Source organism: Gimesia sp. (assembly GCF_048262075.1).
Classification (GTDB): domain Bacteria; phylum Planctomycetota; class Planctomycetia; order Planctomycetales; family Planctomycetaceae; genus Gimesia.
Genome location: NZ_JBLXFK010000001.1, coordinates 323,266 through 335,570, shown reverse-complemented (window position 1 = coordinate 335,570; position 12,305 = coordinate 323,266). Strand labels below are relative to the sequence as shown.

Genomic DNA, 12,305 nt, shown 5'->3' with positions numbered 1-12,305 from the left:
TCCCTTGATAGCAGAAAGACCAATGATGCAGAGAAATCAAGGCTGTCAGCAGCTTGATCACCGTGTAGCCAGGCGTCAGTTTCTGGCGGGGGCCGCGAGCGGCGCGCTGGCATTCAGTATATCGGGCTCACCATTGGTTGCAGAACAGGTCGACGGGCAGCATAAACGTATTCTGCAGGTCTATTTGCAGGGAGGCGTCAGCCAACTGGAATCGTGGGATCCCAAACCGGGGACAGAATTCGGAGGCCCCTTCCGTGCGATTCCGACATCTGTACCAGGCATGCATATTTCAGAACTGCTGCCTTACACAGCGCAGCGGATGCATCACCTTTCGATTGTTCGTAGCATCAATCTGAAAACCAACGATCACAGGCAAGGCCGCCTGTTTATGGAAAAAGGCAGACGGGCCGGCGAATATCCCTACGTGGGTTCCATCGCTTCGAAATATCTGGCGCCTGAGAAAGCCGAGTTGCCTGGATATATTCATATTTCGACGCGGGGATTGTCTGACAGTACCTCAGCGTTTCTAGGGGCCAAGCATGCTCAATTGAAATTTCAGGGAGTCACTCCACCGAAAAATCTGTCATTACCAAAAGGACTGGCACCCACCGCGGCGACACGAAGAATGGAACTTCGCCAACAGTTCAACAGCCAGTTTCGGGCAGGGCGTCCCAAAGCGATGACGGAAACATTCGATGCTTCATTCCAGCAGGCAGAAAAACTGATGGCCCGTAAGACCTTCTTTGAAAAAGCTCCTGCGGATAAAGACCTGGAACGTTATGGGAAGCATGATTTCGGTCGAAACTGTCTATTGGCGAGAACATTGCTGGAGAATAACGCGACCTGCGTGAAGGTAACCCATCACGGATACGATTCTCATGCGGAGAACTTTAATTTTCACCTGGAACAACTGGGGGAGTTCGATAAAACGTTTTCGATGCTGCTGGATGACCTGCATGTAAGAGGCATGCTGGAAAGTACGCTGGTCATGGTCTATTCGGAGTTTGGGCGAACACCTAAAATCAACGTGCGTTACGGACGCGATCACTGGGGTACCGCCTGGTCAATTGCGTTGGGCGGTTGTGGCATTCAACCCGGTGCGATCATCGGGAAAACCAATGACAAGGGGACAGCGGTCGCAGATCGTGAAGTGGATGCGGGGCACCTGTTTCACACCTACCTGCAGGCTCTGGGAATCGACTCCACAGGCGACCACGAAATCGCGGGACGTTCGGTGCCCATCGGTGATCCCGCGACGGAATCCATCAAGGAGTTGTTAGCATGAGTGTCAATAACAACCAACCCATTGCAGCTGAAAAGCCGATTCTGGATGATGCAATCGAAGCGCGGAAACCAGAAGTGGATTATGATGCCATTGATCCAGTGAAAACGCACGCGGTTGTCGAACTCAAGCATACGGTTCCATTGACTTCCTGCAGAGTTGATCCGACAAGTCGCTTTGTTGTGGCTGGCGCAGAAGACCTGGATATCCATGTATGGGACTATAAGACAAAAGCGAAACGGACCCTGAAAGGGCATACGAGCTGGGTCAGATCGTTTGATTTCTCGGCTGACGGCAATACGCTCTTCTCTGCCTGCTGGGGAGGGGATATTAAGGTCTGGGATCTACAGGAAGCTGAACCGAAAGCCAAAATGACAATTCCGGCCCACAAAGGGTCGGCTCGCTGGGTTCGTGTTTCTCCAGATCAGACTAAACTGGCGACCTGTGGAAATGATCTGCTGGTTAAACTCTGGGACCTGAAAACCGGTAAGCTGCTGCAGAGTTTCGCAGGTCATGAACGACACGTGTATGCGGTTGATTTCCACCCACAGGGGAAACAGCTGGTGTCGCAGGATCTGATGGGCGTAATCTATATCTGGGACCTGGAGAGTGGGAAGCAGGCACGCAGTATCGATGCGAGTCTGATGACCGGTTACGATAAAAAGTTTGCCGCTGATATGGGAGGGGCGAGAGATCTGCAGTTCAGCCCTGATGGAAGTGAACTGGCGACGGCTGGTATCACCAACGTGGTGAATTCCTTCGCAGGAGTTCAGGACCCGATAATCATGTTGTTTGACTGGAAAACCGGTCAAGAGAAAACAAAGCTCAAGCCGGAGAAAACGTTTCAGGGAATTGCCTGGGGCGTGCGGTACCATCCCGATGGGTTTCTGATTGGCGCCGGTGCCAACCGGAGTGGCAAAGGTGAGCTGTGGTTCCGGAAGCCGGAGGAAAGTGAGTTTTTCCATACGATGAAACTGCCAGCGGCTGCCCGGGGGCTGGACCTTTTGAGCGATGCCCGGCACCTGATCGTGGCGCACTCTGACAGTGCTATTCGCGTTTATCGGATGACCGCAGAAGCGAAAAAGAAACAAGCCTGACGAACTTGCTGTTCTGACGCTCTGTATTTTTATGAATCAGCCGATAATATCGTGGATGACTTCGCCGTAATCGCGTTCGAGGCGTTGTCGACCGGGATAATTGAGGCGGGTCGTGTCGAGCCCCATCTGATGCAGTACCGTCGCATGCAGGTCGGTGACGTAATGTCGGTTCTCCACAGCATGGAAACCGAGTTCATCCGTGGCACCATGAACATGACCACCTTTGATGCCACCTCCTGCCATGGCGATACTGAAGCCATGCGGATGATGATCGCGGCCGGAACCGGCAACGGTTTTATTGCTTTCGCGGTATTCGGCACCCGGAGTTCGTCCGAATTCGGAACCAATGACAACCATCGTTTCATCCAGCAGACCACGCAGTTTCAGGTCTTTGATGAGACCGGCGATCGGCTGATCCACTTCTTTGGCAAGCCTTGAATGCAGGCGTTTGATATCACGATGGGAATCCCAGGCACCGGCATTACCACGATAACCGTGGAACAACTGGATGAAACGGACTCCCTGTTCGCTCAGACGGCGGGCTGCCAGACACTTTTCACCGAAGGCTTTCGTGGAAGAGTCGCCGAGACCATACAGGTCCTGCACAGATTGGGTTTCTTCCTGAAAATTCATAACATCGGGAACGGCGGACTGCATCTGGAAGGCCAGTTCGTAGGATTTGATTCGTGCCTGCAGGTTTTTATCATCGGGGTAATGGATGCCTGTCTGTCGATTGAGTTTTCCGAGCAGGCCGAACATTTCCTGTTGCTCAGTGGACGTCAATGATTTATCTGCAGAGCGGACAAAAGAGAGTGGTGCTTTGGGATCGACTTTCAAGCGAACGCCGGCATGTTCTGGACCAAGATAAGAAGAACCGTGTGTCCAGGCGGCTCCACAGCAGTCAGCACTGGGATTTCCCAATACGACATAATGTGGCAGGTTCTGATTGGCTGTACCCAGGCCATAACTGATCCATGAGCCAACTGTCGGGAAAGCGCCTTCGGTAATTTTACGACCGGTGTGATAAGTGAGCTGGGCACCGTGGTTGTTATCGATGGTCCACATGGAGCGAACCAGCGTCAGGTCGTCGGCACAAGATCCCATATGCGGAAACCAGTCACTGATTTCGAGACCACTTTCGCCGTACTGTTTAAAGCCGGTCTGCAGCGGCATCAGTGATTTATAGATCTTTCGTTTCTGCTTGGAGGGATCAAGCAGGACCTTGTTGATTTTGTCCTTATTGAGAACCGTATCCGCAAACGGTGTTTCTTCGATTGATTTTCCAGCATACTTGTTGAGTGCCGGCTTGGGATCGAAGCTTTCCAGATGGCTGAGTCCGCCAATCAGAAAAATCCAGATGACTGATTTGGCGCGGGGAGCCAGGTGGCGACCTTCTCCGGGAGCGGAAGCCTGCAGTTCGCCTTGTTGAAACAGGAGCGAAGTCATGGCCATACCGGTCATACCCATTCCGGTGTCGGTCAGAAATCGACGGCGATTTGTGTGAGGCATGTGTGACATAGTGAATGTCTTTCTGTTATCAGTCAACGTGGATCCTCAGCGGATCGTAACGAAATCATTATGGTTGAACAGGACGGTGATCAATTGCTGAAACTGGTCTGTTGATGGTTTGATGTCGCTGGATTCAGAAGCATGAGTCAGGAATTCACGGCACATTTTCTGTTCAGCGGCATCGGGATGGCGGGATAAAATGCTGAGGAACGCCTGCTGGATGAAGTTATCAATTTTGCCTGATGTCTGTTTGAGCAGTTTTTGTGTCAACGCTTCAGTCGCCTGAAAAGTCAGTTTGCTATTCGCCATGGCGAGTGCCTGATGAGGTTGAACGCTCATGTCGCGCATATAGCATTCAGTAACACTGGGACCATCAAATATCTGAACGAATTCCACCAGCTTTTCATGGGCATGTCTGAGATAGATGCTTTTACGGACGGAATCCTGGGCCTGGGTGTTATCGATATCAGGGCCGCCCAGTTGTGGGTCGAGACGACCGGGAATGAATATCAGATTGTCGCGGACGATTTCCCCTTCCATCCGCATGGAAGATTTTTTCCAGTAGTATTTATTGTCAGGATCGATTTTGTGGTTTTCCTCAGCTCCTGTCCCCGCCATACGATAAGTGGAACTGGTGACAATCAGGCGGTGCATTTCTTTCATACTCCAATCCTGCTTAACCAGTTCTGCTGCCAGCCAGTCGAGCAGAGCAGGATGTGTCGGGCCGCGACCGTTTCCGCCGAACTCGTTGACGGTGGGAACAATTGGCTGGCCGAAGTGACGCAGCCAGATATGGTTCATGGCGACACGTGCTGTCAAAGGGTTTTTGCCATCTGTCAGCCAGCGGGCAAATGCGAGCCGACGGCCTGAACTGGATTTAGGATAGACGGGCTGCTTGCGCGGCGTGTATTTTATGGTCAGCTTGGCTTTGGAATCCGTTTCTGCTTTTTTGAGAGCCGTCTCAGCGGTTTTATGTTGTTGCTCAGCTTTTTTTAACCGTTGTTTTGCTTTGGTAATGACGGACTTTTTCTTTTTGGCTTCCGCTTTTTCCAATGCCTGTTGTGCCGCTTGTTGTTCCTGCTCTGCGGTCATCAGGTTCCATCGGGCATTTTCAAGGGCAGATTGTCTCTGCAGCTTGACCAGATTTAGGGCGGCATCTTTCCATTTATCAGATTTCTTGTCGCCGTTTGATTCCATTTCCTCAATGGCAAACTGAGCCTCCAGCACTGCCAGTTCGCTCTCCGCAGCGACTCGCTGTTCTTTCGCTTTGGCCTGCTCCATCATTTTTCTGGCGTGTGTCAGCAGGTCACCTTTGACCGATTCACGTCGTGCAGGTTGACTGGCAACCATCGGAAGCGAAACGGGGGTGACTTTAAATTCTCCGCCCAGGAAGGTGGGAATCCCGGGAGGAATAACTTCTTCTTTGACGGGGCGGCGTTCATCCCCTTTTTCGAACAACCAGGTTTTGGCTGCTACCGATTTGTCGTAAGCACGGGGGATGCCGTTCTTGGCTGTATCGAGCACACCTTCGACACGATCGGTACGTACATGGTACGTTTCAAAGATAGCCCGCATTTCATAATATTCACGTTGTTCTATTTCGTCATACATATGGTCGTGGCATTTCGCACAACCCACTGTGATTCCGAGGAATGCCTGCGAGGTATGTTTGACCACGTCATCCATCCACTGGTCACGTTGGGAGTGATAATTTCGTGCCAGATAACCGGTGGCACGAAGCGTATCCCAGTCATCGGGTTTTAATTCATCGGCGGCCAGCATTTCGACCAGCATCTGATCGTAGCCTTTGTCGGCATTGAGCGATTCGATGATCCAGTCCCGCCAGTGCCAGATATGACGCTGGCTCTCTCTGAGAGCTTGTTTGTATCCGGCCCAGTCACTGTACCGCCAGACATCCATCCAGTGACGTCCCCAACGCTCGCCGTAAGCGGGATGGTTCAGCAGACGTGTGACTACGTCTTCGTAAGCCTGTGGATTGGTTTTCTGTTCCTTGAGGAAATCCTGAATCTCAGCAGGAGTCGGGTTAAGTCCGATGAGATCGAGATAGACGCGTCGCAGCAGAATCTCCGGACTGGCTTCTTTCGCGCGTTGCAGTCCTTCCTGTTCATGACCGGCGGCGATGAAATGGTCGATGGGATTGCGAGCCCAGTTGGTGTCTTTGATCAGTGGGACTCCGGGGCGATTCACTGGCTTGAATGGCTTCCAGGCATAACGGCTTTTGTATTCCCTAAAATCAGCAGTCAACTGTTTTAACTTCTCAGCTGCTTTGGTATCCGGGAATTTTGTTTTATCGCCAGGTGCAGTGCCGAACAGGATTTCCTGTAGATTGGAATACCCGTCGTTGTCGGCGTCTGCTTCGGACAGTAGTTTGAGCCGCAATTCAATTTCAGGATCACGTTCTGCTTTGAGCAGTTTGTCTGCTTCCTGTCGTAACTGATTGCCGAAAGGATTGTGAGGGAAGTCTTCGAGTGATTCTGCGCCTTCCGCATGCGCACCGACATGACAGACACTGCAGGAATTCAGATTCGCGGGCAGGTATTCGCCGAAGTAACGGACGAAGGACTGGCGGTTGGCCGGGTTAGCCCAGGCGGGGGTCGATGTCAGAGTGCCAAGCAGCAGCAGGCAGATCGAAAAGTATCTGTGAAATCCGTTCATAGTAAACCAATTAAGTTCTGCGCGATCGCAAAATAAATGAACGCTGGTGGTGGAATCAGGCTTGTTAATGAGTGATATCGCGAGTATTTAACCCACGTATCCGGCGAGGTTTAAGGCAGGAAAACGTACCCTCTGTAAATCGTTATCTGGTAATTCAAAAAGATACTTTATTTATTATAGCAGAATATTGTGAAAATGCCAGAAGAATCGGATAAGGAAGCGGTCTGCTGAGAACAAAAAAGATTCTGCCTGTATGGTACTTCGGATCTGATTTTTAAATGATCTACTCTGATTATGGTTTCATCTCAGCGTCTGAATTTTCAAGTTTCTGAACTCAATGGCGCCCGCCTTTTCCCCCGTAGGGCCTCCGGAATTCCCACCGAAGCCGAAATTCTGTTTCGTTTCACCGATGGCGGGATGTTTAACGGACCACGATTTCCCATTAAAGTTTACTTTGACCTCTGGCCCTTGAAACATAATCTTGACCGAGTGCCATTCCTGTTCAGGAAGCGTGATCTTTTCTCTCAACAGGTCCGTGGATTCTCCTCTTTTTGCGTGAGCCAGAATGCGGATTTCTTTTGGCGTCATCAATACGTGGACGAGGTGTCCCCGTTCCTGGGAACCATTGAAGATGATCCCTGCAGCCTGCGCCCCCCGTTCAAGTCGAAAATCGTATGTCACCACGCCATCATTTAATTCGAAACGGCGGAGTTTCACCGGGCCATGACGGCGGGGACCGGATTCATAACCCCGCAGCACACCGTCTTTGGTGTTCCAGGTTCCCAGTCCCCAGAACCAGTCTTTGGAGAGTGGTGTCTGGAACGTTTCCGCCAGTATTGTTTCTGCAGCGGAGACAGATGTGTGTTGTAATTCAGACATCAGGCAGAATGAAAACAGCAGTAAGGATGAGATGAGTCGAGATTGAATCAAGGCTTTGCTCCCTTGAAGTCCCAGATACGAATGTTTTTCTTTGTCTTCGCTGTCTGGAAATGAATGGATTGTATATCGAGTGGACCTGACTCGACAGGTAGATAGATTCTGACGATGCCTGTTTTTCCGGTGACGGGTAAGTCAAGCTTGACCTCCTGCCAGTCGTCACTCGCAGCGAGTTGAAACTTGATCGTCTGTCCCTGCCTGGGGAACGTTGTCTGCTCTGCGGTTTTCCAGGTGATGCTTCCGTCACCGCCGGCGGTACTGCGCAAACGCATCTTCAGTGTCAGCGGGCCAATCTGTTTGACCTGGGCCGTACCTAGAAACGGCTTGCGACCATCGGCTTCCATTCTCAATGCTCCATCAATCAGCTTGATTTTCGAGAATTTAGGAACCAGACCCCGCTCTGGATCTCCCCCCTTGTTGGCAATATTGGCAGGTCGCGGTTTATAAGCGGGATTGGGTTGGGGATAGAGCGCGCCGGTCTCCTTAACGAATTCGTCGATTAACGCATCGAGTTCGCGGACTTTGTCCGGGTTCAGGCTTGCGAGGTTTTTGGTTTCAGAGATGTCGGCTTTCAGATCATAGAGTTCGCGCACCTCGGGATAGAGGCGATGCGGTTCAAAGCGACGGATCAGTTTCCAGTCTCCCTGTCGAACAGAGACCGCGGGAATCAGGTGTGGAAACCAGGTGAAGTAAGCGGTTCGCTTGAGTTGTCCCGTCTGTTCCAGAACTGGCAGGAACGATTCGCCATCAATGATCTGAGACTTCGGATGTGGCAGATTTAATGCAGCAAGGATCGTCGGGTAGAGATCAATGGGACCCACAATTGCGTCAGAAGTGGTACCAGGTTGAATGTGGCCGGGCCAGCGGACCATGAGTGGAACACGCTGTCCTCCTTCATAGATCCGGCCTTTACCTTCCTTCAGGGGGGCGTTATTCGTAGGTGGTTCTCCGCCTGCCCATTTGCGATAGCTATTAATGGTTTGATACAGAGGATGTTTTTCGGTGATCTTCTTTAGTTTCGGATCATCGCTACTCCAACTGTGAGCATTGCCTCCGTTATCGGAATAAAAAATGAAGAGGGTGTTGTCAGCCAGTTTCAGCTCGTCCAGTTTATTCAGGATGCGTCCCAGGCTTTCATCGACATTACGGAGCATGGATGCCATCACGGGATTGCGTTGTTCTTTGCGCGGGTCCTGTTTCTTTGCAAATTCGGCTGTGTATTCTTCTTTATGTTGCCAGGGGCGATGTACCGAATAATGCCAGAGATTCAGAAAGAAGGGTTCGCTGCGATGTGCCTCTATAAACTGGATGGCTTCACTGGTCAGACGATCGGTAATGTGTTCGCCGTCCGGTCCGTCGGTGATGTTTCCTACCCGGTGCTGAGCCGTCGGTTTGCCTGTCGGAGCAACTCCGTATGGGGAAAAGTAACTCGGCGGACCAGGATCGGGTGCGCAATGCCAAACGGTTTCGAATCCCTGTTTATCGGGGCGATGCGGGGTGGTCAGACCCAGGTGCCATTTCCCAAAGTGCCCCGTGCGATAACCGGCGGAACGTAATGCTTCGGCAATCGTATATTGCTCTGGATCGAGATAGTTTTTACTGACGGGCATGCGTAACTTCTGGTTCGGAGGTGCGGCTTTCGGCAGGTATTTAAAATTCTCGGGCTGCGGGGGACGATGTCCTGTCGCGCTGGTGACGCCGTGTCGGGATGTGTACTGGCCTGTCAGGATCGAAGCGCGTGTAGGAGAGCAGAGGGGAGTCGCATAGGCGTTGGTAAATCGCATCGACTGTTTTGCGAGTCGCGACATATTAGGCGTTTCGTAATAGCGGGAACCATACGGTTCACTGTCCATCCAGCCCATGTCGTCGACGAGAAACAGGACAACATTAGGGGGGCTGTCAGCTGCTATGGTTTCAGCAGAACTGACTGCTGTCATACAAAGTAAAACTATCAGGAATCGTTGCATTATATCCCTCTGAATGGAAAACGCTGCATTGGGGTTATTAGAGGTAAACATTCTGCCGGGCTCACATTCTACCAGAGCAATTCGATGGAAACTACATTCGAATTGAAAACTGTTGCTCAAAACAGATTTCCTTCATTGAATTCGAAAATGAGGTTAAAAAAATGAGGGGTGAGATTGGAGCCCAATGATGTAAACTCAGCACGTGAGTTGTTAGAATAAGTTGTTTGACACATCATATGCTAATCCAGCATGCACGATCGTTGAATTCTCAAAGATCTCGTAAGACTGATTGATAATTCCTGGGACCGATTCCATGCGAAATGTTTTCCAAGTGCTTCTGTTTCTGCAACTGTTGACGACGCTGGGTTATGCTGAATCCATAAAGCCCAATATTATTACCGTCTTCATTGATGATATGGGCTGGAGCGATCTCTCCTGTTATGGAGGGAAGGTGACACAAACGGAAAATATTGACCACCTGGCGAGTGAAGGGATCCGCTTTACTAATTTCTATGTGAATTCACCCATCTGTTCGCCGTCACGTGTGGCTTTGACCACAGGGCAGTATCCACAACGCTGGAAGATTACTTCTTATCTGGCTCGTCGCCAGGCGAACAGAGATCGAGGTCTGGCGCAGTGGCTGGATCCAGCTGCGCCGGTGCTGGCGCGGGAATTGAATCAGGCAGGCTATGCTACCGGGCACTTTGGAAAATGGCATATGGGCGGACAGCGGGATGTCGGGAATGCGCCCTTGATTACAAAATACGGTTTTGATCGCAGTCTGACAAATTTTGAAGGACTGGGGCCACGAGTGCTCCCTTTAAAAGATGCCTATGATGGTAAACCGCCGAAGAGACACGACCTGGGGTCTGCCGATCTTGGTCTAGGACCGATTTACTGGGAAGACCGTTCTGTCGTGACGGCTGCTTTTGTGAAAGACGCGTTGACGTTTATCGATCACGCCGAGAAAGCCGGTCAACCTTTCTTCCTGAACCTCTGGCCCGATGATGTGCACTCTCCGTTCTTTCCCCCTGAAGTTCTGCGCGATGCCACCGATGAGAGTAAGCGGGCCTTGTATTACGCCGTGCTCGAAGCCATGGATGAACAACTGGGACTGCTGTTTGATCGGGTTCGCCATGATGAACGCCTGAAGAACAATACACTGATATTGATTGCATCAGATAATGGACCGGAAGAAGGAGCAGGACTGGCTGAGCCGTTACGAGGGGCGAAGACCTGGTTGTATGAAGGAGGCGTCCGCTCGCCTCTGATCGTCTGGGGTCCGGGGCTGGTACATCCCGCCGCAGTCGGTACGACGAATACAAATTCGGTTCTCTCTGCGCTGGATGTTAACCGTTCGCTCTACACGCTGACCGGAACGAAGCTACCGGCTGGTGTGACGCTGGATGGCGAAGATCTGGCAGAGACGCTGCTCGGGAAAAACAAAGCAGGTCGCAATGCGCCCCTTTTCTGGCGACGTCCACCTGATCGGCCGGGGACGAAAGAGGAGCCAAATCCCGATCTGTCCGTCCGCGACGGGAAATGGAAGTTCTATGTGAATTATAATGGAAACGGTGTCCAATTGTATGATCTGGAAGCGGATGTTTCCGAGACGCAGAACCGGGCAGACGATTATCCTGAGATTGTTGCGCGACTGAAGCAAGCGGTCGTTAACTGGAACAGGGCTCTACCAGTCGACGCTGGCGATCCGGCGTGGCGACCTGCTGCGAAAAAGTGAGCAAGGAAGGGTTCATAGACAAGTCCTTTGACTCGGTACTGAAGTCTGCTCATAATGAAGAGGTCGTTTTCCTCTTTATCCTGCCGAGCCAGTAACGAGATCGAATCATGAAAATCAAACTGCGATTATTTGCATCCTTTCTGTGTCTCTGTTTCCTTGCCGTGTCCCTGGTTTCAGACGCTGAGGCAGGCAAGGGGGATAAACCAGAGACGCTGAATGTACTCTTCATCGGAAACAGTTACACGGCACGGCACAATCTGGCACAGGTTGTGAAGAAGATGGCAGAAGCAGGCCATCCGGATCTGACATTCAAACCAACTACTGTGATTTATGGCGGGCGACGCCTGGTCGATCACTGGAATCTGGGTTCGCAAAACTTTGTCAAGCTGCATGAGCTGACACCAGACGAAGAGAAACAGACCATTGCGGCTCTGGAGAAAGCTGCGAAAGATCCCAAGAATCGGTACGCTGCTGCGGCTTTGAAACGGCATCGCCAGTTATTGAAAGATCTGGATCAGGAACACCCGAAATGGGATGTCGTCATTCTGCAGTCATACCGTGATGACCTGAAAGGGGCTGACTCACTGTATGCGCAATATGCTCCCCGATTTGCAGCGCTGGCAAAAAAGCAGGGTGCTCGTGTAATTCTATATGAAACGACGCCGAATACGCAAAACGCGAAGGCTTTAAAGAAAGCCCCTGAATCTGCAGCAGTGATGCAGAAGGCGAAAGCCATTGCGGCGCTGGCAAAACAAGTCGATGCGAGTGCCGCGCCGATGTCGCTGGCGGGTTTTTATTGTCAGACAGAACGTCCTGATCTGACACTGCGGTTCATCAACGACGCGCATCTGAATCAGACGATGGCTTATCTGACAGCCTGTTGTCTGTATGCGGCATTGTTCGATCAAAGCCCGGAAGGTCTGCCCGTGGATTCGATTACCGACATCCGCTTTCTGGACAATAAAGATCGGACGAAGGACCGGGATGGAAATCCGATTACAACGAACTTCTCCTCCAAAGATCGAGCCGACCTGCAGCGAATTGCCTGGAAGAGCTACCAGCAGTTTAAAGCATTACGTGACGATTAGACTGTGTCCCGT

The 12,305-nt window shown here is 51.4% G+C and carries 8 protein-coding genes; 4 read left to right on the top strand and 4 right to left on the bottom strand.

The window, feature by feature from the left end; genetic code table 11:
• Positions 1-22 precede the first annotated feature (22 nt).
• A complete protein-coding gene (locus ACN0YH_RS01180) occupies positions 23-1,285 on the top strand; it encodes a DUF1501 domain-containing protein (protein ID WP_417377725.1) in 1,263 nt (420 codons plus the stop codon).
• Positions 1,282-2,379, top strand: coding sequence for a WD40 repeat domain-containing protein (locus ACN0YH_RS01175; RefSeq protein WP_417377724.1), 1,098 nt, complete (start codon positions 1,282-1,284; stop codon positions 2,377-2,379). Before ACN0YH_RS01180 ends, ACN0YH_RS01175 begins: the two co-directional genes overlap by 4 nt.
• Before the next feature lie 36 nt (positions 2,380-2,415).
• On the opposite strand, the gene ACN0YH_RS01170 is transcribed toward ACN0YH_RS01175, so the two are convergent.
• From ACN0YH_RS01170 to ACN0YH_RS01155, 4 genes are all read right to left on the bottom strand, one after another.
• Positions 2,416-3,897, bottom strand: a complete 1,482-nt coding sequence (locus tag ACN0YH_RS01170) for a DUF1501 domain-containing protein (protein ID WP_417377723.1) — start codon at positions 3,895-3,897, stop codon at positions 2,416-2,418.
• 36 nt (positions 3,898-3,933) lie between these two features.
• A complete protein-coding gene (locus ACN0YH_RS01165) occupies positions 3,934-6,564 on the bottom strand; it encodes a DUF1549 and DUF1553 domain-containing protein (protein WP_417377722.1) in 2,631 nt (876 codons plus the stop codon).
• Positions 6,565-6,864: 300 nt separating this feature from the next.
• Positions 6,865-7,494, bottom strand: a complete 630-nt coding sequence (locus ACN0YH_RS01160; protein WP_417377721.1) for a family 16 glycoside hydrolase — start codon at positions 7,492-7,494, stop codon at positions 6,865-6,867.
• Complete coding sequence (locus ACN0YH_RS01155; protein WP_417377720.1) at positions 7,491-9,467, bottom strand: sulfatase; 1,977 nt, start codon at positions 9,465-9,467, stop codon at positions 7,491-7,493. The genes ACN0YH_RS01160 and ACN0YH_RS01155 overlap by 4 nt, the downstream gene beginning before the upstream one ends.
• A gap of 313 nt (positions 9,468-9,780) precedes the next feature.
• Here ACN0YH_RS01155 and ACN0YH_RS01150 point away from each other — a divergent pair, with 313 nt between their 5' ends.
• Positions 9,781-11,205, top strand: coding sequence for a sulfatase-like hydrolase/transferase (locus ACN0YH_RS01150; protein WP_417377719.1), 1,425 nt, complete (start codon positions 9,781-9,783; stop codon positions 11,203-11,205).
• A gap of 107 nt (positions 11,206-11,312) precedes the next feature.
• On the top strand, positions 11,313-12,293 hold the full coding sequence (locus tag ACN0YH_RS01145) for a hypothetical protein (RefSeq protein ID WP_417377718.1): 981 nt from the start codon (positions 11,313-11,315) through the stop codon (positions 12,291-12,293).
• Positions 12,294-12,305: the final 12 nt, after the last annotated feature.

What these genes read in the sequence shown, in the direction of transcription:
- ACN0YH_RS01175 (WP_417377724.1), top strand. Translation starts at nt 1,282, where the DNA reads ATGAGTGTCAATAACAACCAACCCATTGCAGCTGAAAAGCCGATTCTG.
- ACN0YH_RS01180 (WP_417377725.1), top strand. Translation starts at nt 23, where the DNA reads ATGATGCAGAGAAATCAAGGCTGTCAGCAGCTTGATCACCGTGTAGCC.
- ACN0YH_RS01145 (WP_417377718.1), top strand. Translation starts at nt 11,313, where the DNA reads ATGAAAATCAAACTGCGATTATTTGCATCCTTTCTGTGTCTCTGTTTC.
- ACN0YH_RS01155 (WP_417377720.1), bottom strand. Translation starts at nt 9,467, where the DNA reads ATGCAACGATTCCTGATAGTTTTACTTTGTATGACAGCAGTCAGTTCT.
- ACN0YH_RS01170 (WP_417377723.1), bottom strand. Translation starts at nt 3,897, where the DNA reads ATGTCACACATGCCTCACACAAATCGCCGTCGATTTCTGACCGACACC.
- ACN0YH_RS01150 (WP_417377719.1), top strand. Translation starts at nt 9,781, where the DNA reads ATGCGAAATGTTTTCCAAGTGCTTCTGTTTCTGCAACTGTTGACGACG.
- ACN0YH_RS01165 (WP_417377722.1), bottom strand. Translation starts at nt 6,564, where the DNA reads ATGAACGGATTTCACAGATACTTTTCGATCTGCCTGCTGCTGCTTGGC.